A 23,568-nucleotide genomic window follows, 5' to 3' on the forward strand; every position below is an offset into this window, starting at 1 on the left:
TCGTCATTGCCGCCAGCTTGCCGCGACGGAAAATTCGGTTAGGTCAGGGTCATGGATATCGTTCTCATCACGACGGTCATCGCGTCGCTGTTTCTGGTCATCGGCGCGGCAGAGCCGCTGGCTGCGCGTCTGCGACTGCCCTACAGCGTGATCCTGGCCGTGCTGGGTGTCCTGATCGGGGCAGGGGCGATCTTCTTCCTGCGCACCGATCTGACCGATGCGCTGAACCCGGTGGCCGAGGCGATCCTGGGCCTGCCGATCCGGTCCAACGTGTTTCTTTACGTCTTCCTGCCGACGCTGCTGTTCCAGGCAACGCTGGGGATGAACCTGCGCCGGATGCTGGACGACTGGGTGCCGATCCTGGTTCTCGCCGTCGTTGCGGTGGTGGTCGCGACGCTCAGCGTCGGGTACGCGCTGGCATGGGTCAGCGCGCTGCCGCTTGCGGCCTGCCTGTTGATCGGCGCGATCGTGTCCACGACCGACCCGTCGGCGGTCGTCACCATCTTCCGGTCGATCTCGGCCCCGCGGCGGTTGGCGCGGATCATCGAGGGCGAAAGCCTGCTGAACGATGCCGCGGCGATCGCGCTTTTCGGGATGTTCATGGGCTTCGTGATGCTGGGGATGCCCGATCCGGGCCTGGGCGAGGCGCTGGCCCGTTTCCCCTTGCTGATCGCGGGCGGTGCGCTGGTCGGCTGGCTTGCCGCGCGCGCTGCGATCTGGGTCATGGCGCTGTTCAGTCGGCACGAACTGGCGCAGATCTCCATCTCGGTCGCGCTGCCCTATCTCGCCTATATCGGGGCAGAACAAAGCATCGGTGCATCCGGTGTCATCGCCGTCGTGGCGGCCGGGTTGACGCTGAACCTGACCGGGCCGGGGCGGCTGCCGCCGCAGGCCTGGACGAACCTGCGAGAGCTGTGGGACGTCCTGGCGCATTGGGCGGGGGCTCTGATCTTCATTCTGGCAGCCCTTCTGATCCCGCGCCTGCTGGAGGAGGTGCGGTTCGCGGACCTTGCACTGGTCGGCGTGGTGATCCTGGCCGCCATCGCGGCGCGGGCTGTCATCCTGTTCGGCCTGCTGCCGCTGCTGACGGTGCTGAAACTGTCGCCTGCGGTCGAGCGGCCCTATCGCGCCGCGATCCTGTGGGGCGGCCTGCGCGGGGCGGTGACGCTGGCACTGGCGCTGGCCGTGACCGAAAGCTTCCGCGTTCCCGACGGGATCCAGCGGGTCGTTGGCATCCTGGCCACCGGCTTCACGCTGTTTACCCTGATGGTGCAGGGGACCACGCTGCGTTGGGTGATCGGCAAGCTGGGGCTCGATCGCCTGTCGCCGATCGACGAGGCGTTGTCGCGGCAGGTCGTCGCCGTGTCGCTGCAGACCGTGCGCGAGGATGTGGCCCGCACCACCGAGAACTACGAGCTGAACCGCGACACCGTTCGCGCGGAAGCCAAGCGTTTCGGCGAAAGGCTGGACGCTCAGGTCAAGGCGGCCGAGGAAAGTGCCGACATCCTCGACCGAGACCGTGTGACGCTGGGACTGATCGCACTGGCGGGCCACGAACGGGGCACCATCCTTGCGCGGGTGCGCGAACGCACCATTTCCGCGCGCATGGCCGAACAGGTCGTTTCGGATGCAGACCGGCTGATCGAGGGCGCCCGCACGCAGGGGCGGAACGGCTACAACCGGGCGGCGCGTCGCAGCGTCGCTTATGGTCGCGGATTTCGGATCGCGGTGCTGCTGAACAGCCGTCTTCGCCTGGCCGGGCCGCTGGCGCGCATGACCGCCGACCGGTTCGAGCTGCTTCTGTCGCAGCGCCTGATCCTGCGTGATCTGGGTGCCTTCATCGATGGACGCATCCGCCGCATTCACGGACGGCGCGTAGCTGAGCTGCTGCACGAGCTGCTCGCCCGCCGGATCGAGATGGTGGAAACCGCGCTGGAAGGCTTGCGCCTGCAATATCCGGGCTACGCCGAAGAACTGGAACGGCGGTTCATCCGCCGCACCGCGCTGCGGTTGGAAGAGCGTGAATACACCACGATGCGAGAGGACGGGCTGATCGGGGCCGAGGTCTACACGGCGCTGATGCAGGATCTTGATGCGCGCCGCGCCGCCGCGGAAGAACGGCCGCATCTCGACATCGCGCTGCAGCGGGCCGAACTGGTCCGGCAATTCCCTTTGTTTGCAGAGATCGACGATGTGGCGCTGAAACCGCTCGGGCGTGCGCTGCAGACCCGCTACATCAATGCGGGCGACGTGATCATTCGCAAGGACAGTGCCGCCCGCAGCGTGTTCTTCATCGCCTCGGGTGCGGTCGAACTGGAGGTCGCGGGCCAGACCTGGCGGCTCGGTCGGGGTGAGATGTTCGGCCAGATGGCCATCCTGATGCGAAAGGCCCGTCGGGCAGAAGTCCGGGCGATCGCTCCATCCACGCTGCTGGTGCTTGACGAAATCCGCTTCCGCCGCCTGCTGGACCGCAGCAAGGCGCTGCAGGATGCCGCGCGCGCCAGCGCGGCAAAGCGCGGGATCGATCCGGAAGCTTTGTTCGCCGATGTGGAGGTCAAGCGTCCGGCAGAGGCCAAGGGTCCCGCGAAGGCCAAGACCGGCGTGGCGGCGACAGACCGCAAAGCCGACGAGCCTGGGAAAGACGGTCTCGCCGGGCATTTGCCCCACGCCGTTGAAGCGTCAGACAAGGCCGCTTCCGGTGACGACGGAGACAAGGCCCGACAGCGCGGCGATGACGTCCGCTAAACCCCCACCGAAAGCGCGACCCAGATCTGAGTGCGGGGTCAGCGTCCGTCGAAGCGCAGATGGACCTTGACGGAACGGGTGCGGTCGGCGGCGGCGGCAAAGGCGGCTTCGGCCTCATCCATGGGCCAGTCGCCGGTGATGGCGGGGCGCACGTCGATGCGACGCGTGCCGATCGCCTCGACGGCTTCCGCGAACTCGACATCGAAGCGGAAAGAGCCGTGGAACTGGATCTCTTTGCCGACGATCTGGTTCAGCGACAGCGGCGTCGGTCCGCCCGATCCGATCTGGATCAGCCTTCCGCGGGGGCGCAGACATTCCAGCGCCTGGTTGATCGCCGGCGCGGCGGCCGAACATTCGAAGACGATGTCGAACTGGCCCTTGTCGCGCTTCCATTCATCCAGGCCCGTGGGATCTGCCCCGACATTCACCGTCCGGTGGGCACCCATCCGGCGCGCGACGTCCAGCGGCAGGTCCTGAAGATCGGTCGTGACGATCTCTGCCGCACCTTCCGCACGGGCGATCGCGGTCACGAAGGCGCCGATCGGACCCGCGCCGGTGACCAGCACGCGCTGCCCCGCCAGCGGACCGGCAAGCCGCGCCGCATGCAGGCAGACGGCCAGCGGTTCGGCGCAGGCTGCCTCGGCCACCGACACGTCGCCCGGCAGCCGGTGGCACTGCGCGGCGCCGATCGTCACCCTGTCGCGAAACAGCCCCTGCGCATGGGGCAGATACATCGCCGAGCCGAGAAAGCGCATCTGCAGGCACTGGTTTGGCAGATCGCCCCGGCAGAACTTGCACTCGCCGCAGGGATGGCTGGGATTGACCGCGACCAGATCACCCTCGGCCAGATCGCTGACGCCTTCGCCAAGGGCGACGACATAACCCGCAGCCTCGTGCCCCAGGATGATCGGTTCGCGGACGCGGATCGTGCCGATGCCGCCGTGGTGCCAGTAATGCAGGTCCGATCCGCAGATCCCGCCCGCGCCGATTGCCACGCTTACCTGTCCGGGTCCGGGCGGCGTCGCCCGAAGGGTCTCGATCCGCAGATCGCCCTGTTCGTGAAGCCTGCAAACGCGGATGTCGTCGGTGGTCATGGTCGCTCCGATGGTCGATGTCATTTCGCGACGAGGCTGGGCAGCCAGGTCGACAGGGCAGGGATGTAGCTGACGGCCAGCAGGACAAGGATGTTGGTCGCAAGGAACGGCAGGATCGCGCGGACGACCGGCGCCAGGGGCAGGCGTGCGATCCCGGCACAGACGAACAGGCACACGCCGACCGGCGGCGTGGTCAGGCCGATCATCAGGTTCAGGACCGCGAAGGTCGCGAAGTGGATCGGGTCGATCCCGACGGCCGTCGCCAGTTGCAGCAGCGGCACGAACAGGATGATCAGCGCCGCGATCGTTTCCATGAACATGCCGACGAACAGCAGCAGCAGGTTGATGATCAGGATGACGAAGATCGGGTTGTCGGAAATGGACAGAACCCCATCGGCGATCATCTGCGGGATGCGCTCTGACACGAGGATCCAGCCGAAGACGTTGGCGAAACCCACCAGGGCCAGAATACCGGCCGACGCGACGGCGCTGTCGATCACGATGCGGGGGACGGCGCGCCAGGGAAGCTCGCGGTAGATCAGCCCGCCGACGACCAGCGCATAGATGCTGGCCACGATCGCGGTTTCGGTCGGTGTCGCCAGACCGGACAACAGCCCGTAGATGATGAGCGCGGTCATGGCAAGCGCCCAGGACGCCGACCCGAAGGATGAGACGACCTCGGCCCAGCCCTGCCATTCCTGACGCGGGAAGTTGCGGCGCCGCGCGATGACATAGGCTGTGACCATCATCGCAAGGCCCATCAGGATGCCGGGGATCGCGCCCGCGACGAACATCTGCCCGACCGAAAGCCCGGCAAGCGAGCCGACGATGATCATCGGGACCGAGGGCGGGATGATCGGCCCGACCGTGGACGAGGCTGCGGTCACCGCGGCAGAGAAATCACCGGGATAGCCGGCCTTCTTCATGCCGGGGATCATCACGCCGCCGATCGAGGCCGCATCGGCCACGGCCGTTCCGGTCACGCCGCCGAACAGCATCGAGGCTGCGATGTTGGTCAGGCCAAGCCCGCCGCGCACCCATCCGACCAGGGCCGAGGCGAAGCGGATGATGCGGTTGGTGATGCCGCCGCGGTTCATCAGGTTACCGGCAAGGATGAAGCCGGGGATCGACAGCAGAACGAAGACGTCGATGCCCGCATACATCTTCTGCGGGATCGCCACCGGGTTCAGCCCAGAGACCAGGATATAGGCCAAGGATGACAGGCCCAGCGTCACGGCGACCGGCACACCGATCACCAGTCCGGCGATGAAGACCGCGAAAAGGATCGTCACGTCCATCGGCTCAATCCTCTTGCGGAAGGTCGAAATTGTTGGCTCGCCCATCTTCGGCGCCGGTCAGCATCCCGACCACGCGCAGAATGGCGAAGAAGGCCAGAAGCGCCAGCATCACGAACATGGTCGCATGGACGAAGCTCATGCGAAGGCCAAGGGCGGGCGACGTCTGGATATGGCCGATGCGCGTGAACTGCCACGCCATCGGAAGCAGGTAGAGGCCGATTCCCGCAACCAGCAGGGCAGAAATCAGGCGCAGGACCCACGAGACCCGTTCGGGCAGCGCCTCGCACACGATGTCGACATTGACCAGATCGCCGCTGCGCAGCGCCAGCCCCGCTCCGATTGCGGCCAGGTAGAGCAGCGCGAAGCGGCTAAGCTCTTCGGTCCAGACGGGCGAAGCGCCGCTCAGGCGACCCACGACCTGCATCAGGACCGCGCCGATCAGTACCAAGAAGGCCAGCCCGACAAGAAGCCGGAACACGGCCGTGACGATGGTTTCAAGAGTTTGCACGAACCGCATGATCCGCATCTCCGGCGTTGAGCGGGGCAGGGCACCGCCGAAGGGACAGCCCTTCGGCGGCAATGACGTCGTCGTCGATTATTCCGCCTGCTGGGCGAAAAGCTGTTCGACGGTGGGGCGGATATCCTCGCCCACGCTGGACAGGACCGCATCGCGCGCCGCTTCGGCGAAGGCCGCCTGATCGACCTCGACGAAGGTCATGCCCTGTTCCTCGAGATAGGCGCGATCGGCCTCTTCGCTTTTCAGGAACAGTTCACGCTCGTATTCCTGCGCGGCGGCTGAGGCTTCCTGGATCGCCTGCTGATCTTCTTCCGACAGCTGGCTCCAGGTCTGTTCCGAGATCGTCAGATAGATCCACGACCGGACGTGATCAGTCAGGTTCACATGGCTCTGCACCTCGGACAGGCTGGCCGAGCGGATCAGCGCCAGAGGGTTTTCCTGCGCGTCGATCGTGCCGTTCTGAAGCGAGGTGAAGACCTCGGAAAACGCCATCGGCGTCGGCTGCGCGCCAAGCGCGGACCACACGTCCACGAACAGCGGCACGTTCGGAACGCGCATCCGCAGACCCTGCAGGTCGGCGGGAGTCTCGATCGGGCGGTTCGAGGTCAGTTCGCGCGCGCCGCGGGCGAAATAGGCCAGCGGACGGATCTGGGCGTTCGCGATGATCTGCTCTTCGATCTGGTCGCCGATCTCGCCGCTCGCGACCTCGTCCATCTGCTCGAGCGAGCTGTAGGCGTAGGGGACGGCCAACAGCGAGGCCATCGGCGCCCAGTTCTGCAGCGACTCACCGGTGATGGTCATGTCGACGGTGCCAAGCTGCATCCCGTTGATCAGGTCGATTTCCTTGCCCAGCGATTCATTGGGGAAGACCTCGACGGCGATCCGGCCGTCGGTCCGGGTTGCGACCTCTTCAGCAAAGCGCAGCGATGCCTGGTGCCACGAATTGTCCTCGTTCGCCAGATGGCCAAGCTGCAACGTGCGTTCCTGCGCTGCAAGCGGCGTGGCCAGCGCGGCCAGCGCGGCGATGGCGGTCAATGTTGCGGTGAGTTTCATGATCTCTCTCCTCCTTGGAAATGGATGACACGGTCTTCGACGTCCTCGGACGGTTCGTCGAAGACATCGGGATTTTCCGTCGCGATGATGGGCAGATCCTTCAGGATCTCGCGCAGATGCAGACGCATCGCGCTTTCCGCGGCAGCCGGATCGCCGATCGCGATCCCGTCCACGATCGCCTCGTGCTGGACAACCAGCTTGAAGACGTCGAACCGCTCCAGCGACAGGAAGCGCACGCGGTCCATCTGTGATTTCAGGCCCTGAACCCGCTGCCAGATGCCGGACTTTCCGGCGGCACTGGACAGCGTGCGGTGAAAGTCCTCGTCCGCCGCGATGAAGGCCTGCGGATGGGTGGCGGCGATATGGCGTTGCTCGTCCAGCAGGCGGCGAAGCTCGGCCAGCCACAGCGGATCTGGACGTTGCGCCAGCAGGGTGACGATGTCGGCCTCGATCGCCTCGCGGATGAATCGCGCGTCCCTGACCGCGGAAAGCGCGATCGGGCGGACCCGCGTCCCGCGCTGCGGCAGGATCGCGACAAGGCTTTCCTCGGCCAGACGAATGAAGGCTTCGCGCACGGGCTGGCGGCTGACCCCGTATTGCTCGGCGATCTCGCTTTCGGAAATCTTCTGATTGGCGCGCAACTCGTTGCGGATGATGCGTTCACGCAGGCGTCGATGCAGCTGCGGCGCGATCGGCCGGGTCTGGTCGATCGTAGGCAATGCGATGTTCAGGCTCTCCAGCATCGATTCGCGCTCCTCCGCCGCCCTCCTACCATACTGCCATACAAGCTTGGAAGGGGTCGTGCGGAGCCGTCTTCCGGTTTCAACCGTGGCCGGGAAATGAGGGTGCGATCAGGACCCTGTCAGGATCGCTTCGATCTCGCTGACGGTCCCGTCCGTATCGGTCATCCGAACCGTGGCGGAATGTGCGTCTGCAGGAATAGAAAAGCGCAGCCGTGGATTTTCGGCCAGCGAGATCGAGCCCGTCAGCGCAAGGTAATCCGCGCCGTTCAGGCCGACATCCACCGTTTCGACATAGCGCATCGGTGTCGTCAGCAGCGTCGTCTGATCGCGCTGCATGCCCGAATGCGACGGGTGGTCGATATCGACTGCGATCAAGTTCAGGGGCGCCGACAGGTGCAGCGCATCCGCCCCGCTGCCGAACGGCGTGACCGCCCCGTCCAGCGCCACCTTCATCCGACCCAGCGTCTTCAACGCCAGAACCGGGTCCGTTCCCGGCGGGGCCGAGCACGATCCCGTCCCGGTCGTCTTCACGAACGCCTCGTTCACGAACAGCCGGCCGTCTTCCGTTCGTGCGACGATATGCATGGGCGTCGGTCCGTTCACCCGCATGGTCACATCGAACTGGAAGCGCTGAAGCGGCTGGTCGAACGTGAACACAGCCGAAACCGGCATCGGGTTGTTGTCGAGAACCAGATAAACCTCGCGCAGCATCGTGCCGGAAGGCACTGCGACGCTGGCGCCCAAGGCGGCGCGGGTGTCGTCGGCTGTCCGGTAGGGCGCATCGACGGCGATCACGCCATCGCCGTTCAGAAGCGGCTGCGTGTCGTAAAGCGCAGCGCTGATCCCGTCCCAAACTCCGTTGTCTTCGGCGAAGGCCGGACCGGCCGCAAGGGCGGTGCAGATCGACAGGACATACCGCTTCATCGCCATCCTCCCACGGCTGAAACTGGCCGCAGCTTACGATGAGCATGAAGGTCCCGCAATTCAGCCGAAAGGCGGTGGCCCGGCCTGTCGGTCGGGGCCACCACCGCATTGGATCAGGCGTCGCCCCAAAGCTCGTCGGCCAGGCGGACGACCAGGTCCAGCTTGCGGCGCTGATCGTCGGGCGTGATCGCGTTGCCATGCTCGGTCGAGGCGAAACCGCATTGCGGCGCGATGCCCAACTGGTCCATCGACACGAATTTCGACGCCTCGTCGAAGCGGCGTTTCAGCATGTCCATGTCTTCAAGCTCGGCCGTCTTCGTCGTGATGAAGCCGGGAAGGACACGCTTGCTGCCCTTGGGCAACAGGCCCAGCGGCTCCAGCCCGCCTGCGCGCTCGGTATCGTATTCCATGAAATAGACATCGACCGAGGTGCGGTTGAAGATCGCGTCCGCTGCGGCGTCGTAACCGCCGGTCGCCACGAAGGTCGATTTGAAGTTGCCCCGGCACATGTGCATCCCGATCGTCATGTCGGCGGGACGGTCCTTGATCGCCTCTTCCAGCATCCAGGCATAGCGGTCGATCAGCCAGTCCGGGTCCTGACCCATCCCGCGACGGATCTCGCGCTGCTTCTCGTCGCCCAGATAGGCGAAGAAGATGTCGTCCAACTGAAGGTAGCGGCAACCGGCGGCGTAGAAGCCCGCGACGGCATCGCGGTAGCAGGCGGCGATGGCCGCCATGAAGGCTTCGGGATCGCGGTAGGGTTCGTGATCGATGTTTTCGGGCGTCACGCGGAAATGCACCGCCGAGGGGCCGGGGATCGAAATCTTCGGCGTGACCTTGGTGTGGTTCGCGACAAAGCGGAAATGGTCCAGCATCGGGTGATCGGCCGGGAAGCCCAGCGGTCCGGTGATGCGCGGCAGAAGCGAGATCGTCGCACCCTTGAAGCCAAGCGCGTCACCGCCGCTTTCGAAGATTTCCAGCCCGTCCAGCATCCCCATGTAATCGTAGTGCCAGTAGGCGCGACGCGCCTCGCCGTCCGTCACGACCTTCAGTCCGACATCCTCCTGCATCGCGATCAAGGCGGGGATTTCGGCATCTTCGATCTGCCGCAGAGCGGCACCTGTCTTGCCTTCGGCGCGCGCCTTGGCGATGGGCGCGGGGCGAAGCAGGCTGCCGACATGATCGGCGCGGAACATCGGTTTCATCAAGTGATCCTTCTCGTCAGGTGGCGGTCGCTGACCGCCCAAGGCTGCCCGCTGATGCGGACGAAAGCGAAGTTGCAGGGGGCAACGCCTGTCCGGCGACACGGTTGCCTCAGGCGGCGGCGCGGGACGCGGCCCGCCCTGCGGTGTAGTTCAAGACGGGCGCCAGCCAGCGTTCGGTCTCTTCGACCGACATGCCCTTGCGGCGGGCGTAATCCTCGACCTGGTCGCGTTCGACCTTGCCGACGCCGAAATAATAGCTGTCGGGATGGCCGATATAGAGGCCCGAGACAGACGATCCCGGCCACATCGCCATGCTTTCGGTCAGGCTGACGCCGGTCGCGGCCTCTGCATCGAGCAGCCGGAACAGCGTCGGCTTTTCCGTGTGGTCGGGCTGTGCGGGGTAGCCGGGGGCAGGGCGGATTCCGCGATAGGGCTCGCCGATCAGGGCCTGCGGATCGAAAGCCTCGTCCGATGCATAGCCCCAGTATTCTCGCCGCACCTTCTCGTGCAGCATCTCGGCCATCGCCTCGACAAAGCGGTCGGCCAGCGCCTTGACGAGGATCGCGCTGTAATTGTCGTTCGCGCGGTCGAGCCTGTCCGCGATGTCGATCTCTTCCGGTCCCGCGGTGACGACGAAGCCGCCGACGTGATCGGCGCCCTTGCCCTCGGGCGCGACGAAATCCGACAGCGCGACATTCGGGCGGTCGCCGCGCTTCCATGTCTGCTGGCGCAGCGTGTGCAGCGTGGCGAGCGTCCTCGTCCGGTCGGCGCCGGTGTAAAGCCGGATATCGTCGCCCACCGTGTTGGCGGGCCAGAAGCCGACCACCGCGCGCGGCGTGAACCAGCGCTCCGCGATGATCCGCTGCAGCATCGCCTGTGCATCGTCGAACAGCGCCCGTGCGGCCACGCCCTGCTTTTCGTCGTCGAGGATCTTGGGATAGACGCCCCGCATCTCCCAGGTCTGGAAGAACGGCGTCCAGTCGATGTAGCGCGCGATCTGGGCCAAGTCCCAGTCGGGCAGGGCGCGCGCGCCGGTGAAGCTGGGCGGTGGCGGCGCATACGCGTCCCAGTCGAGCGTCAGGGCATTCGCGCGCGCCCTGGCCAGCGGCAGGCGCTGCTTTTCACGCTCGCCCCGTTCGTGCCGTTCGGCCACGTCGGTGTATTCGGCGCGGATGCGCTCGACGTAATCGGGCTTCGACGCGGGGTTCAGCAGCGCACCGACCACGCCGACCGCGCGGCTGGCGTCGGTGACATAGACCGTCTGCCCCTTAGCGTAGCGGGGCGAGATCTTGACCGCCGTATGAACCTTCGAGGTCGTGGCACCACCGATCAGCAGCGGAATATCGAACCCCTCGCGCTCCATCTCTGATGCCAGATGCACCATTTCGTCCAGCGACGGGGTGATCAGCCCGGACAGGCCGATGATATCGACCTTCTCTTCGCGCGCGACGGACAGGATCTTCTGCGGCGGCACCATCACGCCCAGATCGACGATCTCGTAGTTGTTGCAGGCCAGCACAACGCCGACGATGTTCTTGCCGATGTCGTGGACATCGCCCTTCACCGTCGCCATCAGCACCTTGCCAGCGGATTGGCGGCCCTCGCCGCCCGACAGGCGCTTTTCCTCTTCCATGTAGGGCAGCAGGACGGCGACCGCCTGTTTCATCACGCGCGCCGATTTCACCACCTGCGGCAGGAACATCTTGCCTGCGCCGAACAGGTCGCCGACGACATTCATTCCGGCCATCAGCGGTCCTTCGATGACGTGCAGCGGACGTTCGGCGGCGGCGCGCGCGGCTTCGGTATCGGCCTCGATGAATTCGGTGATGCCGTTGACCAGCGCGTGTTCCAGACGCTTTTCCACCGGCCATTCGCGCCAGGCGAGGTCGCGGACCTTTTCCTCGCGCTTGTCGCCCCGGAACCGCTCGGCGATCTCCAGCAGCCGCTCCGTCGCGGTGCCGCCGGCCTTCGGCGCGCGGTTCAGGACGACGTCCTCGCACGCCTCGCGCAGATCCGCATCGATCTGGTCATAGACCGCAAGCTGGCCCGCGTTGACGATGCCCATGTCCATTCCGGCGGCGATGGCGTGGAACAGGAAGACCGCGTGCATCGCCTCGCGCACCGTCTCATTGCCGCGAAAGCTGAACGACAGGTTCGAGACCCCGCCCGAGACATGGGCATGCGGCAGGTTCGTGCGGATCCAGCGCGTCGCCTCGATGAAATCGACGCCGTAATTGTCATGCTCCTCTATCCCTGTCGCCACGGCGAAGATGTTGGGATCGAAGATGATGTCTTCGGGCGGAAAGCCGACCTCGTCGACGAGAATGCGATAGGCGCGGGCGCAGATGTCCGTCTTGCGCTGGAACGTGTCGGCCTGGCCGGTCTCGTCGAAGGCCATCACCACCACCGCCGCACCGTAGGCCCGGCAACGACCCGCGTGGTGGCGGAAGGCGTCCTCGCCTTCCTTCAGGCTGATCGAGTTGACGACCGGCTTGCCCTGCACGCATTGGAGCCCGGCCTCGATCACTTCCCAGCGTGAGCTGTCGATCATCACCGGGACGCGGGCGATGTCGGGTTCGGACGCGACGAGGTTCAGGAATTCGACCATCGCCTTGCGGGAATCGATCAACCCTTCGTCCATGTTTACGTCGATGATCTGGGCGCCGTTCTCGACCTGATCACGCGCGACCTCCAGCGCGGCGACATAGTCGCGGTTCACGATCAGCTTGCGGAAGCGGGCGGAGCCGGTGACGTTCGTCCGCTCACCCACGTTCACGAACGGAATGTCCGGGGTCAGGACGAACGGCTCCAGACCCGAAAGGCGCAGGTAACGGCTCATGCGGCCACCTCGCGCGGGGCGAAGCCCGCCACGGCGTCGGCCATGGCGCGGATATGGTCAGGTGTGGTGCCACAGCAGCCGCCGACGACATTGACGATCCCGTCGCGCGCGAACTCCGCCACCTGCGCGGCGGTCTGGTCCGGCGTCTCATCGTACTGGCCAAAGGCGTTGGGCAGGCCCGCATTCGGATAGGCGCAGGTCAGCGCGGTCGCGACGCCCGCGATCTCGGCCATGTGCGGGCGCATCGCGGCGGCGCCAAGCGCGCAGTTCAGCCCGACGGTGAACGGCCTTGCATGGGCCACCGAATGCCAGAAGGCGGTCGGCGTCTGGCCAGACAGCGTCCGCCCCGACGCATCGGTGATGGTGCCCGAAATCATGATCGGCAGCCGCCGGCCGGCCCGCGCGAAGGCTTCCTGGGCCGCGAAGATCGCCGCCTTCGCGTTCAGCGTGTCGAAGATCGTCTCGATCAGGATCAGATCGGCGCCGCCCGCGATCAGCCCATCGATCTGCTGACCGTAAGCGATGCGCAGATCGTCGAAGCTGACCGCGCGATAGCCGGGATCGTTCACGTTCGGGCTGATCGAGGCTGTGCGGTTGGTTGGCCCGACCGCACCGGCGACGAAGCGGGGCTTGCCATCCTGCGCCGTCGCGCGATCCGCTGCCCGCCGCGCCACCTGCGCCCCCGCCACGTTCAGATCGTGGACCGCCGCTTCCAGCCCGTAATCGGCCTGCGCGATGGTGGTGGATGAAAAGGTGTTGGTCTCAAGAATATCGGCCCCCGCCAGCGCGAATTGCAGTTGAATATCCTCGACCGCCTGCGGCTGCGTCAGCACCAGCAGGTCGTTGTTGCCCTTTTGGGGATGATCGGTCGTATGCCGGCACCCGGCACCGTGGATGTGGCCCTGCGCGGTGAAATCCTCTTCGCTCATGTCCAGCGTCTGGATCATCGTGCCCATCGCGCCATCGAGGATCAGGATCCGCTCGGCCGCAAGGCCGCGGAGGATCGGAAGACAGGGGGCGTCGGGCAGCGCGAAATTCAGCATGGTCGATGGTCCGGTCTGAGAGACCGGCACCATAGGGTGAGAGCGCGATGAATAAAATTGAATGGTTTTCGCCCAGATCATGAGTGACGCTCATTATCCGGTCCTTGTTTCAGATCGCAGCTCGTCGGGCGCGCGCACCCCCGCGCCGCTGCCGCGGCGGCAGTGACAGGGGCAGAGGGGCGATCGGTGTCTGGGCCGAGCGTTCAAGCAGGTCGCAGAAGATCGCCACGGCGGGCGAGGCGGCCGCCATCGGACGTGCCACGGTCAGCGCGCGCGCGACCTCTCGCCGGTAATCGGCTGTTCCGCGCAGCGCGCCCAGCCATTGCAGATAGCCCAGATGGCCCATCTCCTGCGCCCGTGCCGGCGTGACCGGACCTATGTGAAGTTGTCGGATCGTCCGTTCCAGAAGCATCGCGCCCTCCGCGCAAGGGGGAAGGAGCGTCGGGCAGCGGTGATCTCGAAAGGCGCGTCGTGCATCCCGGTCTCTCCGGCCCGAGGCACCCCGCCCGGGATCAAGGTGACTGCGGCGCAAGCAATGCACCGGAGATGGCAGGTCTCCTGACTCGCGGGTCGTCGCTTCCCCGACACCTTCCCGGGCTGCCCTGCGGGGTCGGGCCCAGTGGTGCGGATCGGGGTCGCTCGCCGCTTACAGTTGCGGGGGCAGTTGCGGATTTGGGACCGATCGGGTCCCGCACCGCATTCCCTTTTCACCCGACTCGATCAAAGCCGGGCACCATCATGATGAGCGTGGCACAGGGGGCTGAACCTTGTCGACCGCAAAACGTCGCTGCAGGCGGCCCGTCGGACGCGGAAAACCCCCGGCCGGGCGGCCGGGGGGTGCTGGTCACGTTGACGGGACGGTCAGCGGCACTGGGGATGTTCGATGATGTCGCGCGGGTCGTCGCAGCCCGAGCCGCCGGGAATGCGCGGCTTGCTGCGCCCGCCGCGACCACGCTTTTCCACAATCTTGTCGGTGGGCAGCATGATCGACGCCGTCGAGGCGACGGCGCTTGCCCCCATCTCGCCGGTATAGGCAAAGGCCGGCGCGGCGGCAGTCAGAAGCGCGGCGGCAGCGGCCGAAGCGATCAGGGATTTCATGGGTTAATCTCCAGAATGTTGGGTGTCTGTCTTGCCCATTCACTCTCTGACAAAGCCAAGGTTCGCGGCAGACCCGATGGTCGGGCGAAATTCGGCACCAAAGTCGGTCCGACTTTCGCGCGAATCCTACAGACCCTTTTCCCGCGCGATCAGCGCCGCCTCGACCCGGTTCCGGACATGCAGTTTCTGCAGGATGTTGGTCATGTAGTGCTTGACCGTCGCCTCGCGCAGGTCGAGCTTTTCTCCGATCTCGCGATTGGACGCGCCTTGTCCGACCAGCCGCAGGATCTGTTCCTCGCGCGCGGTCAGATCGGACACCGGGTCCGCAGACTTTCCGCCGCCCGCCTGCGTCGTGCCCATCGACAGCAGCACGTGCCGGGCGAGACTGGGCGAGACGTAGCTGCCACCCGAGCGCACGCTGCGGATCGCATCGATCAGTGTGTCCGGGTCCACACCCTTCAGCACATAGCCCAACGCACCGGACTTGATCGCCGCCACCAGATCGTCGTTCTGTTCGGACACGGTCAGCATGACGACCTTCACCGCCGGCAGTTGCCGGCTGATCGCGGCGGCGGCCTCGATCCCGCCGCCCGGCATCGACACGTCCAGAAGCGCGACATCCGGCATCGTGTCATGGGCGGCGGCCACGGCCTCTGCGGCCGAGCCGCATTCGGCCACGATCTCGAATCCGCCCGCCTCGACCAGTGACCGGGCGACGCCGCCGCGGAACATCGGATGATCGTCGGCGATCAGAACGCTGATGCTGTCGGTCATGCCGCGCCGTGTCCCAGTTCAAGATGCATCGTGATCCTTGTTCCGCGACCGGGGGCGCTGTCCACGTCGAACCGCCCGCCCACGCTTTGCAGCCGCTCGCGCAGCCCGTGCAGCCCGATACGGTCGCTTGCCGCGTTCGCGTCCGGATCGAAGCCCGGACCGGCATCGGATACCGTGACGGTCAGCGCGTCGCCCTCGATCGTCCAGGCCACGCGCTGGTCCGTCGCGCCGCCGTGGCGCCAGGCATTGGCCAGCCCCTCCTGCACGAAGCGATAGATGCAGATCAGGTGGGCAAGTTCGGGCCGACGATCGGCAGCGTCGTCGTCATTTCCGTCCAGATCGACGGTGGTCATCGTGCGCGCGGAATGGGCGTTCGCCGCCCGCTGGATCGTTTCGGCGACCGAACCGCCTTCCAGCGCCGGCAGCACCATGCCGCGCGCGAGGCTTCGGATGTCGTCCAGCGCCTCGCCAAGCGCGCCCAGGATCTGCGTCGCCTCGGCCGGTCCGTCGCTGCGATCCTTCCATGCGCCGATCCGCATCTGCGCGAAGGCCAGCGCCTGCGCCGGCCCGTCATGCAGTTCGGCGCCGACCCTTCGCAGGTGCTGTTCGTTATGCGTCGCGAACTGCTCGGCGGAATGCTGGATGCGCTGCCGCAGCTCGACATTGGTCTGGGACACGTCGGAAAGCTGGCACATCCGTGTCTGCAGTTCGCTGCGCTGCGCCTCGATGGTGCGGTGGCCGGCACGCACGATCCCGAACAGCGCGAAGAACGTGGCCAGCGAAACGCAGGCGATGACCGCCCAGGATGTCAGTCGTGCGCGCGCCAGATCACGCTCAAGCTCGGTGGCGTTCTGGTAGAATTCGGCCACGGCGATGATCTCGCCCGTCCCGATCGAGTGGATCGGATTGTAGACCTCCAGCAGCGGGACACCCAAGGCGCGCTCTCCTTCGGATTCGTCGTCGTCCAGCTCATCGAAGCCTGCCAGCAGATCACCCTGCCACGCGCGGGTCAGATCATCCGTCGGCTCGAACCGCTGGCCGATCAGGTCCTTGTCGTTCGCGTAGGCGATGACACCGCCCGACTTCCAGATCTTCACGGACAGGATCTCGTCCGCGACGGGCGGCTGGGTCAGGACCGCGTTCAGCCGCGCGATGCTTGCGGGGGACAGCGTCTGATCCTCTGCCAGGTCCTGCGACAGCGGCGCGATGAAGCTTTCCATGTAGATCGCGGCGGAGATCGCGGAATTGCGGACGACGCCATTCTCGATCCGGCTGCTGACGAAGGCGCCGATGACCGACATTCCGATCAGGCTGACCAGCCCGCCGACCAGTGCGAAACGAAGGTGAAGGGGCAGGGCGCGGAACCAGCGCAGCGCATCGACGCCGCGACCGCGCAACGCAGCCAGACCACGGCGCCGGTCATCGGACTGACGCAGATCACGCTTCGGTACCGGTATCGCCCCCTGGGTCACGGCGTCTTCTCATCGGCAAGGATCGTCCGAATAATCGAGGTGCGGGCCTTGGGGTCAACGTGTATTTTGCGGCGTGTTCCACCGCATCACGCCAGACCGGCCGCGCCAGCGACACCGTGATCGCCTGCCGTCGCACCGTCCGCGCTCAGGTGCCGCCAGGCATCGTATTGCGACAGGAACACCCTTCCGCTGAGCCTATCGAGGAAGTGCGTCCCGCGCAGGCGGTCCATGACCGGGCCCTTGACCTCGGACAGATGCAGCGACACGCCCATGTCGCGCAGTCGCTGGTCGATCGCCTCGAGGCTTTCCAGCGCCGAATAATCGACAGCGTTCACCGCCGAGAACATCAGCACGACATGGCGGATCGCGCAGCCGCTGGTGACGCGGGCCTGGATCAGGTCCTGCAGGAACCGGACATTGACGAAATACAGGCTCTCATCCACGCGCAGCGTCAGGATCGCGGGGTCGGTTTCGACGTCGTGGCGATGGATGTTGCGGAAATGCTGGGTGCCCGGCACCAGACCGACCTCGGCCACGTGGGGGCGCGAGGTCTTGAACAGATGCAGCAGCACCGACAGCGCCACGCCCGCCGCCACTCCGATCTCGACGCCCGCGCCCAGCGTCAGCAGGATCGTCGCGGCGACGGCGACGAAATCGGCACGGCTGTAGCGCCAGGTCTTCTGCAGGATCGACAGATCAACGAGGCTGAGCACCGCGACGATGATGGTCGCGGCCAGCGTCGCATTGGGCAGGTCGTGGACCAGCGGTGTCAGCGCGACGGCGGCGATGGCAAGACCCATCGCGGTGAAGGCGCCGGCCGCCGGCGTTTCCGCCCCGGCATCGTAATTCACCACGGACCGCGCGAAGCCGCCGGTGACGGGATAGCCGCCAGTGAAGGCTGCGCCCAGATTGGCGGCACCAAGTCCGATCAACTCCTGATCCGGGTCGATCCGTTGTCGTCGCTTGGCTGCCAGCGTCTGCGCGACCGACATCGATTCGACGAAGCCGATGATGGAAATCAGCGCCGCCGGTCCGATCAGGGCAGCAACCAGATCGGGCGCGAAGTCCGGCATGGTCAGCGGCGGCAGGCTTTGCGGAACCGTGCCCACGATCGCCACGCCGCGCTCGTCAAGCGACATCCCCCATACCGCAAGCGTGGTCGCGGCGACCGCCGCGACCGGACCGGCACGCGACAGCAGGTCGGCCGTCAGAGGCGGGAGGCCCAGCCGAAGCAGGGCGGGCTTCAGGTTCTTGCGGACCCAGAACAGGAATGCGGTCGCCGACACGCCGATGATCAGCGTGAGCGCGTTTGCCTGTCCGAGATTGCCGGCCAGCGAAGCCAGCATCTCGGGCAGGGTGTGGCCGCCGCCGGGGATGCCGAGGATATGGCGCAGCTGGCTGACGGCGATCAGGATGCCGGACGCGGTGATGAAGCCCGCAATGACAGGGTGGCTGAGGAAATTGGCCAGAAAGCCCAGCCGGAACACGCCCATCAGCAGCAGGATCCCGCCCGACAGGAAGGCCAGCGTCAACGCGGCTGCGGCGTAGCCTGCCGTTCCCTGATCCGCGACCTGCCCGATGGCCGATGCGGTCAGCAGCGAGACGACCGCGACCGGGCCGACCGCCAGCGTCCGACTGGTCCCGAAGATGGCGTAAAGCAGGATCGGCATGATCGAGGCATAGATCCCCGCCTCGGGCGGAAGGCCCGCCAGCAGTGCATAGGCCAGCGATTGCGGGATCAGCATGATCGTCACGATCACCGCCGCGATCATGTCGTTGGCAAAGGCCTGCCGCGTATAGGCGCGGCCCCAGTTCAGGATCGGGACGTATCGGCGCAATCCGGTCATGGTCCTGTCGGTTCGGCGAACGGGTGGTCAGATGCTGGCGATGCGCCCCTCGATCAGCAGCCGCAGGCCCAGCACCGCGCCCAGCCAGATGCCGGCCATCGTCACCGGCGCGGTCGCGGCCATGACCGAGGCGGCGGACAGGCCCTGACCGACACTGCAGCCGAAGGCCAGAACAGCGCCCGCGCCCATCAGCGCGGCGCCGCCGATCTGGCGGCGCAATTCCCGGCCGTCGTCGCACGCTTCCCAGCGGAAGCGCCCCTGCCAGCGGCTGCCCGCGAAAGCGCCCAGAACGACGCCGAGGACCGAGCCGATGCCGAAGCTCGGCTGGATGCCGGTTGCAAGCATGACGTAAAGCAGTGTGTCGCCCAGCGGCACGGCGAAACTGTGCGAAACCGAAGGCGCGTCCATCAGCGCCGCCTGCGAGATCAGGTCGGACCCGACGAAGCCCGAGGCGACGGCAAGGCCCACCGGCACGCCCCACATGACCCGCAGGCCGTCCGCGCGCCAGATGCCAAGGGCAAGCAGGGCTGTGCCAGCGATGAGGGCGAAGATCGCCGGCGTGATCCCTGTCGCGAGGGCCAACCCGTCGGTCAGACGCGCGGGCCCGCCGAACGTCGTCGCTTCCTGGAACGCCGCGCGCAGGGGGCCGAAGGGGCCCGACACCATCGCCATCGCGCTAAGCCCCATGACGACGACGATGACGAAGGACCGCAGCGCGCCCCCGCCCAGCCGGGCCAGCGCGCCGTAACCGCAATTGCCTGCCAGCGCCATGCCCAGGCCGAAGATCAGACCGCCCAGCGCGGCGGCCGGGTAGCTGGGCGGCAGTGACAGGTAGATGGCGGAAGCCGGATCGAACAGGCCCGCCGCCTCGGCCGCGACCAGCGTCAGGATCGCGACGCCCAAAGCGACCGCCCACATCCGCGCGCGGGTGGTCGATCCGCCATAGTGGAAATCCTCGATCGCGCCCAGCGTGCAGAACCGCCCGACCCGGGCCGCGAAGCCCAGCACCAGGCCCCCCGCCAGGCCGATGCCGGCCAGCGCCATGCTGTCGCCCGATAGGTCGAGCATCCGCATCCTCCCTTGCACGGCGCGTCTCCCGCGCGCCTCTGCGCTTCGACCGTGTCAGCGGCCCGGCTGGCAGAACAGCTCGTAGACCAGTTCGATGATCCGACGCGGCCGGTCGTCGGCCAGACTGTAATAGATCGTCTTGCCGTCGCGGCGCGGCTCGACCAGGCCCTCCAGCCGCAGGCGCGACAATTGCTGGGACACGGCCGCCTGCCGCGCGGACAACAGCCGCTCAAGCTCTCCTACGGACTTCTCTCCCGTTGCCAGATGGCACAGGATCATCAGGCGTCCTTCGTGGCTGATCGCCTTGAGGAAATCGGCCGCGTCGCAAGCCTGTCGGGCCATCCGGTCCAGTTCGGAATCGGACAGGTTCTCGTCGAAGACGGGAAGCCGGGCCGCCGTCGCGGCAGAGCCGTAGCCGGCGCCGGTCTCGGCGGCGAAAAACGGCAGGATTCGGGTCGCGCGTATCATCAGGGCGATGTGTCCCTTTGGGCTGCGTTGGGGCTCTCTGCTACGGAAACACCCGCATCTGTCAACATTTCGTCCAGGAGAGGCCAGAAAAAGTCCTCACCCGGATAGCCTTCGATCCGCGCGATTTCGGTCCCGTCGCGGGCCAGCACGAAGGTTGGCGTCAGGATCGGCGGCGATTCGACCGTGACATCGTCGGGCAGCGGATCGTGGATGTCGATCCGGCGCAGCGGCGCGGCCCGGCCTTCGGCGGTTTTCGGATAGGCCTCGGACACGTCCTGATCCCAACGCCGGCAATAGATGCAGCCTGCCTGTTCGAACATCAGCAGTTCGATCACCTGCTCGGGTGCGGTCGGTGCCTGATCGGCAACGGCCATGCCAGTTCCGCCCGAAAGAACGAGCAGGATCGGCAGAAGCAGGTTTCGCAGCAGAGGGATCATTGACGCGGACGCGGTTCTATCTAATTCTTTGAAGATGTGAATACAGGCGCTCCTGTCAAGTGTCACCGACCGGCGCGCGTCCTTCCTTTCGGGTTCAAGCATGTTCGACATCACGATCTGGAGCGCCTTCATCGGCGGGCTCGTCGTCTTCTTCTCGCCTTGCGTGCTGCCGATCGTGCCGTTCTACCTGTCCTACATGGCAGGCGCCTCGATGGCCGAAATCAATGACAGCGGCAGCCTGCCCGCCGGCGTCCGGGCGCGGGCCGTCGCGGCGTCAATCATGTTTTCGTTGGGAATCATCACCATCTTCGTGCTGCTGGGTGCGGCCGCCTTCGGGCTGAGTCAGGCGTTCCGTGAACATGTCACCACGTTCCGCTACATCGCGGCGGGCATCGTCTTCATCATGGCGCTGCACTTCCTGGGCGTGGTCCGCATCCCGCTTCTGAACCGCAGCTTCCAGATGGACACCGGCAACCCGGCCAAGATGAACGTCTTCGGCGCCTATCTGGTCGGCCTGGCCTTCGCCGCCGGCTGGACGCCCTGTGTGGGCGGGGTGCTGACCGGGGTCATGTTCACCGCCAGCCAGGAGGCGACGGCCTGGCAGGGGCTGGGCCTGATGCTGATCTTCGGTATCGGTATGACGCTGCCCTTCGTCGCCGCCTCGCTGTTCATCGGCCCGTTCCTGCGCTTTGCCAAATCGTTTCGCCGCCACCTGCCCAAGGTGGAAAAGGCGATGGGTCTGCTGCTGGTCCTGTTTTCCGTTCTGATCGCCTCGGGGTCGGTCAACATGATCGCAAACTGGATGATCGAGACCTTCCCCATCTTCCTGCAACTGGCCTAGGATCGGCCATACGCGAAAGGAGCCTGCCGATGCTGCGCCGCACGATGATCATGGCTTTGACCGCCCTCGCGCTCGCCTCGCCCGTGTGCGCGGTCGAGCTGGGCGACGACGGTCTGCACAAGGCGCCCTGGCTGCGCGAGACCTTCAAGGACCTGCGTGAGGATCTGGCCGAGGCCGAGGCCAACGACCAGCGATTGATGGTCATCATCGAACAGCGGGGCTGCATCTATTGCACCCGGATGCACGAAGAGGTCTTCGTCCAGCCCGAGATCGAAGAGATGTTGGAAAACGATTATTTCGTCGTGCGGCTGAACATGTTCGGCGATGTCGAGGTCACCGATTTCGATGGCACGACCTTGCCCGAAAAGCAGATGGTCGCGAAATGGGGCGCGCTGTTCACGCCGACCATGATGTTCTTTCCCCATGACGTGCCCGAGGGTGAAACGGCGACGCAGGCGGCCGTGGCGACGATGCCCGGCGCCTTCGGCGCCTCGACCACGTTCGATCTGTTGAACTGGGTGCGTGACGAAGGCTATCTGGGCGAAGAGGGCTTCCAGACCTACCACGCCAGGATGCACAATGCCCGCGAGGGTGGGGGCTGACGAAGGCCGTTGCCGCGAAGAAACAAAATCAAGGATTGAAATACGTTGTTGCATGGCGGGCAAAGTCGCGGCTAGACTGCCTGCAAGAATCCAGGTCGGCATCCAGCCTCCGCCGAACCCAGAGATCCGGGAGGGAACCATGAGGCACTCGACAGGACTGGCCGCGCTGGCCATCGTCTTCGGCACCACGTTCGCCACCGCGACCGCTTTCGCCGAAACGGCCCCGAAGGATGTCGCCTTCGATGAATATGGCGAAGTCGCCGAAAGCCTGACCGGCACCGCCGGTGACCCCGAAAGCGGCGCGGCGTTGATGGACCGTGGCAAGGGCAACTGCATCGCGTGCCATCAGGTCAGCGATCTGTCCGAACTTCCCTTCCAGGGCGATATCGGGCCCTCGCTCGACGGCGCCGCCGGACGGTGGAGCGAGGCGCAGTTGCGCGGCATCGTGGTGAACGCGAAGAACACCTTCCCGGACACGATGATGCCTTCATTTTACCATACCGGCCCTTATATCCGGCCCGGTGACGGCTTTACCGGCAAGGCGCCCGAAGGTGAGTTGCCCCCGATCCTGACCGCTCAGGCGGTCGAGGATGTGGTGGCCTACCTGATGACGCTGACGGACGAGCAGAACTGAAGCTTAACCGGCGCAGGCGTCGCGCCCCGATGCCCGCCGCGATCGAAACCGACAACGGGAGGATGAGACCACCCATGATTATGACCCGCAGAAAGACCCTGGCCACCGGGATCGGCGCGATGGGCGCCGCCCTGTTCGTGCCGCAACTGGCGATGGCCGCCACCACCGAAGAGGCGATCTCGGCCTTTACCGGCGGCGCGACGCCGGGCGAGGGCGATCTGACGCTGACCGCCCCGGAAATCGCCGAGAACGGCAACACCGTGCCGATCGAGGTCAGCGCACCCGGCGCGGAGTCGATCATCATCCTTGCGGCCGGCAACCCGAACCCGGACGTCGCCACGTTCAACTTCGGTCCGCTGGCGGGTGAGCAGTCGGCCTCGACCCGGATCCGTCTTGCGAAAACGCAGGATGTCGTCGCGGTCGCGAAGATGTCCGACGGTTCGTTCATCCAGGCGAAACAGGAAGTCAAAGTCACCATCGGCGGCTGCGGCGGCTGAGGTCAGGCACAGGAGAAGACAGACATGGCAGAGAATGTGACCCCTCGGGTCCGCGTGCCCAGCGAAGCGACGGCCGGCGAGGTCGTGACCATCAAGACGCTGATTTCGCACACGATGGAATCCGGGCAGCGCAAGGACGATCAGGGCAACGTCATCCCGCGCTCGATCATCAACCGCTTCGTCGCCGCTTTCAACGGCGAGACGATCATCGACGTGACGCTGGAACCGGCGATCTCGACCAACCCGTATTTCGAGTTCGACGCGAAGATCCCGGAATCGGGGACGATGACCTTCACGTGGTATGACGACGACGGTTCCACCTACGAAGACGCGCATGACATCACGGTCGGCTGAAGCCGGCCGGGCAGG

The 23,568-nt window shown here is 65.9% G+C and carries 23 protein-coding genes and 1 riboswitch; of the genes, 6 read left to right on the forward strand and 17 right to left on the reverse strand.

All coding sequences use genetic code 11. The features are described 5' to 3' along the window. The first annotated feature begins 51 nt into the window (after positions 1–51). Positions 52–2,745 carry a cation:proton antiporter gene (locus tag MLD63_RS17060; protein WP_255331114.1) on the forward strand — a complete coding sequence of 898 codons (2,694 nt, stop codon included), beginning with the start codon at positions 52–54 and terminating at the stop codon, positions 2,743–2,745. 38 nt (positions 2,746–2,783) lie between these two features. Here MLD63_RS17060 and MLD63_RS17065 read toward each other — a convergent pair whose 3' ends face one another. The 17 genes from MLD63_RS17065 to MLD63_RS17145 form a co-directional block, all read right to left on the reverse strand. Continuing rightward, positions 2,784–3,839 (reverse strand): L-idonate 5-dehydrogenase, encoded by a 1,056-nt coding sequence (locus MLD63_RS17065; protein ID WP_255331115.1) that lies wholly within the window; start codon positions 3,837–3,839, stop codon positions 2,784–2,786. Positions 3,840–3,859: 20 nt separating this feature from the next. Continuing rightward, positions 3,860–5,137, reverse strand: coding sequence for a TRAP transporter large permease (locus MLD63_RS17070; RefSeq protein ID WP_255331116.1), 1,278 nt, complete (start codon positions 5,135–5,137; stop codon positions 3,860–3,862). Between the two features lie 4 nt (positions 5,138–5,141). Beyond that, the gene (locus tag MLD63_RS17075) at positions 5,142–5,654 is read right to left on the reverse strand and encodes a TRAP transporter small permease (protein ID WP_255331117.1); all 513 of its coding nucleotides are present in this window, start codon (positions 5,652–5,654) and stop codon (positions 5,142–5,144) included. A gap of 78 nt (positions 5,655–5,732) precedes the next feature. Further along, on the reverse strand, positions 5,733–6,707 hold the full coding sequence (locus MLD63_RS17080; RefSeq protein WP_255331118.1) for a TRAP transporter substrate-binding protein: 975 nt from the start codon (positions 6,705–6,707) through the stop codon (positions 5,733–5,735). Next, on the reverse strand, positions 6,704–7,450 hold the full coding sequence (locus tag MLD63_RS17085; RefSeq protein ID WP_255331119.1) for a GntR family transcriptional regulator: 747 nt from the start codon (positions 7,448–7,450) through the stop codon (positions 6,704–6,706). Before MLD63_RS17085 ends, MLD63_RS17080 begins: the two co-directional genes overlap by 4 nt. 108 nt (positions 7,451–7,558) lie before the next feature. Next, entirely contained in the window at positions 7,559–8,374 is an 816-nt protein-coding gene (locus MLD63_RS17090; protein WP_255331120.1) for a quinoprotein dehydrogenase-associated SoxYZ-like carrier, read from the reverse strand. Positions 8,375–8,487: 113 nt separating this feature from the next. Then, complete coding sequence (locus MLD63_RS17095; protein WP_255331121.1) at positions 8,488–9,579, reverse strand: 5-methyltetrahydropteroyltriglutamate--homocysteine S-methyltransferase; 1,092 nt, start codon at positions 9,577–9,579, stop codon at positions 8,488–8,490. A 109-nt stretch (positions 9,580–9,688) separates the two neighbouring features. Next, positions 9,689–12,418 (reverse strand): methionine synthase, encoded by a 2,730-nt coding sequence (gene metH, locus MLD63_RS17100; protein ID WP_255331122.1) that lies wholly within the window; start codon positions 12,416–12,418, stop codon positions 9,689–9,691. Further along, positions 12,415–13,461, reverse strand: a complete 1,047-nt coding sequence (locus MLD63_RS17105) for a homocysteine S-methyltransferase family protein (protein ID WP_255331123.1) — start codon at positions 13,459–13,461, stop codon at positions 12,415–12,417. The genes metH and MLD63_RS17105 overlap by 4 nt, the downstream gene beginning before the upstream one ends. 109 nt (positions 13,462–13,570) lie before the next feature. Beyond that, positions 13,571–13,873, reverse strand: a complete 303-nt coding sequence (locus tag MLD63_RS17110; RefSeq protein ID WP_255331124.1) for a hypothetical protein — start codon at positions 13,871–13,873, stop codon at positions 13,571–13,573. A 119-nt stretch (positions 13,874–13,992) separates the two neighbouring features. Further along, positions 13,993–14,214: riboswitch (cobalamin riboswitch) on the reverse strand. A 108-nt stretch (positions 14,215–14,322) separates the two neighbouring features. Next, complete coding sequence (locus tag MLD63_RS17115; protein WP_255331125.1) at positions 14,323–14,559, reverse strand: hypothetical protein; 237 nt, start codon at positions 14,557–14,559, stop codon at positions 14,323–14,325. Between the two features lie 126 nt (positions 14,560–14,685). Then, positions 14,686–15,333 (reverse strand): response regulator, encoded by a 648-nt coding sequence (locus MLD63_RS17120; protein WP_255331126.1) that lies wholly within the window; start codon positions 15,331–15,333, stop codon positions 14,686–14,688. Then, entirely contained in the window at positions 15,330–16,805 is a 1,476-nt protein-coding gene (locus tag MLD63_RS17125; protein ID WP_255331127.1) for a sensor histidine kinase, read from the reverse strand. Before MLD63_RS17125 ends, MLD63_RS17120 begins: the two co-directional genes overlap by 4 nt. A gap of 86 nt (positions 16,806–16,891) precedes the next feature. Beyond that, positions 16,892–18,652: a SulP family inorganic anion transporter gene (locus MLD63_RS17130; RefSeq protein WP_255331128.1), complete on the reverse strand. Its 1,761-nt coding sequence runs from the start codon at positions 18,650–18,652 to the stop codon at positions 16,892–16,894. A gap of 27 nt (positions 18,653–18,679) precedes the next feature. Beyond that, complete coding sequence (locus tag MLD63_RS17135) at positions 18,680–19,720, reverse strand: YeeE/YedE family protein (protein WP_255331129.1); 1,041 nt, start codon at positions 19,718–19,720, stop codon at positions 18,680–18,682. 54 nt (positions 19,721–19,774) lie between these two features. Further along, the gene (locus MLD63_RS17140; protein ID WP_255331146.1) at positions 19,775–20,062 is read right to left on the reverse strand and encodes an ArsR/SmtB family transcription factor; all 288 of its coding nucleotides are present in this window, start codon (positions 20,060–20,062) and stop codon (positions 19,775–19,777) included. Between the two features lie 125 nt (positions 20,063–20,187). Beyond that, complete coding sequence (locus MLD63_RS17145; RefSeq protein ID WP_255331130.1) at positions 20,188–20,625, reverse strand: thioredoxin fold domain-containing protein; 438 nt, start codon at positions 20,623–20,625, stop codon at positions 20,188–20,190. A gap of 100 nt (positions 20,626–20,725) precedes the next feature. Between MLD63_RS17145 and MLD63_RS17150 the strand changes: the two genes are divergently transcribed. From MLD63_RS17150 to soxZ, 5 genes are all read left to right on the forward strand, one after another. Then, positions 20,726–21,466 carry a cytochrome c biogenesis CcdA family protein gene (locus MLD63_RS17150; RefSeq protein WP_255331131.1) on the forward strand — a complete coding sequence of 247 codons (741 nt, stop codon included), beginning with the start codon at positions 20,726–20,728 and terminating at the stop codon, positions 21,464–21,466. 29 nt (positions 21,467–21,495) lie between these two features. Further along, positions 21,496–22,068 carry a thioredoxin family protein gene (locus MLD63_RS17155; protein ID WP_439957686.1) on the forward strand — a complete coding sequence of 191 codons (573 nt, stop codon included), beginning with the start codon at positions 21,496–21,498 and terminating at the stop codon, positions 22,066–22,068. Between the two features lie 139 nt (positions 22,069–22,207). Further along, positions 22,208–22,702, forward strand: a complete 495-nt coding sequence (soxX, locus tag MLD63_RS17160; protein WP_255331132.1) for a sulfur oxidation c-type cytochrome SoxX — start codon at positions 22,208–22,210, stop codon at positions 22,700–22,702. A 74-nt stretch (positions 22,703–22,776) separates the two neighbouring features. Next, entirely contained in the window at positions 22,777–23,199 is a 423-nt protein-coding gene (gene soxY, locus MLD63_RS17165) for a thiosulfate oxidation carrier protein SoxY (protein ID WP_255331133.1), read from the forward strand. 24 nt (positions 23,200–23,223) lie between these two features. Then, entirely contained in the window at positions 23,224–23,553 is a 330-nt protein-coding gene (gene soxZ, locus MLD63_RS17170; RefSeq protein ID WP_255331134.1) for a thiosulfate oxidation carrier complex protein SoxZ, read from the forward strand. Positions 23,554–23,568: the final 15 nt, after the last annotated feature.

Origin of the sequence: Paracoccus albicereus, from assembly GCF_024359525.1 — a bacterium.
Lineage (GTDB): Bacteria > Pseudomonadota > Alphaproteobacteria > Rhodobacterales > Rhodobacteraceae > Paracoccus > Paracoccus albicereus.

Excerpts from the sequence above, each read along its gene's own strand:
- MLD63_RS17145 (WP_255331130.1), bottom strand. The coding sequence starts at position 20,625 with ATGATCCCTCTGCTGCGAAACCTGCTTCTGCCGATCCTGCTCGTTCTT.
- MLD63_RS17150 (WP_255331131.1), top strand. The coding sequence starts at position 20,726 with ATGTTCGACATCACGATCTGGAGCGCCTTCATCGGCGGGCTCGTCGTC.
- metH (WP_255331122.1), bottom strand. The coding sequence starts at position 12,418 with ATGAGCCGTTACCTGCGCCTTTCGGGTCTGGAGCCGTTCGTCCTGACC.
- soxY (WP_255331133.1), top strand. The coding sequence starts at position 22,777 with ATGATTATGACCCGCAGAAAGACCCTGGCCACCGGGATCGGCGCGATG.
- MLD63_RS17105 (WP_255331123.1), bottom strand. The coding sequence starts at position 13,461 with ATGCTGAATTTCGCGCTGCCCGACGCCCCCTGTCTTCCGATCCTCCGC.
- MLD63_RS17120 (WP_255331126.1), bottom strand. The coding sequence starts at position 15,333 with ATGACCGACAGCATCAGCGTTCTGATCGCCGACGATCATCCGATGTTC.
- soxZ (WP_255331134.1), top strand. The coding sequence starts at position 23,224 with ATGGCAGAGAATGTGACCCCTCGGGTCCGCGTGCCCAGCGAAGCGACG.
- MLD63_RS17135 (WP_255331129.1), bottom strand. The coding sequence starts at position 19,720 with ATGCTCGACCTATCGGGCGACAGCATGGCGCTGGCCGGCATCGGCCTG.
- MLD63_RS17130 (WP_255331128.1), bottom strand. The coding sequence starts at position 18,652 with ATGACCGGATTGCGCCGATACGTCCCGATCCTGAACTGGGGCCGCGCC.
- MLD63_RS17075 (WP_255331117.1), bottom strand. The coding sequence starts at position 5,654 with ATGCGGTTCGTGCAAACTCTTGAAACCATCGTCACGGCCGTGTTCCGG.
- MLD63_RS17155 (WP_439957686.1), top strand. The coding sequence starts at position 21,496 with ATGCTGCGCCGCACGATGATCATGGCTTTGACCGCCCTCGCGCTCGCC.
- MLD63_RS17060 (WP_255331114.1), top strand. The coding sequence starts at position 52 with ATGGATATCGTTCTCATCACGACGGTCATCGCGTCGCTGTTTCTGGTC.
- MLD63_RS17065 (WP_255331115.1), bottom strand. The coding sequence starts at position 3,839 with ATGACCACCGACGACATCCGCGTTTGCAGGCTTCACGAACAGGGCGAT.
- MLD63_RS17110 (WP_255331124.1), bottom strand. The coding sequence starts at position 13,873 with ATGCTTCTGGAACGGACGATCCGACAACTTCACATAGGTCCGGTCACG.
- MLD63_RS17080 (WP_255331118.1), bottom strand. The coding sequence starts at position 6,707 with ATGAAACTCACCGCAACATTGACCGCCATCGCCGCGCTGGCCGCGCTG.
- soxX (WP_255331132.1), top strand. The coding sequence starts at position 22,208 with ATGAGGCACTCGACAGGACTGGCCGCGCTGGCCATCGTCTTCGGCACC.
- MLD63_RS17140 (WP_255331146.1), bottom strand. The coding sequence starts at position 20,062 with ATGGCCCGACAGGCTTGCGACGCGGCCGATTTCCTCAAGGCGATCAGC.
- MLD63_RS17070 (WP_255331116.1), bottom strand. The coding sequence starts at position 5,137 with ATGGACGTGACGATCCTTTTCGCGGTCTTCATCGCCGGACTGGTGATC.
- MLD63_RS17085 (WP_255331119.1), bottom strand. The coding sequence starts at position 7,450 with ATGCTGGAGAGCCTGAACATCGCATTGCCTACGATCGACCAGACCCGG.
- MLD63_RS17115 (WP_255331125.1), bottom strand. The coding sequence starts at position 14,559 with ATGAAATCCCTGATCGCTTCGGCCGCTGCCGCCGCGCTTCTGACTGCC.
- MLD63_RS17095 (WP_255331121.1), bottom strand. The coding sequence starts at position 9,579 with ATGAAACCGATGTTCCGCGCCGATCATGTCGGCAGCCTGCTTCGCCCC.
- MLD63_RS17090 (WP_255331120.1), bottom strand. The coding sequence starts at position 8,374 with ATGAAGCGGTATGTCCTGTCGATCTGCACCGCCCTTGCGGCCGGTCCG.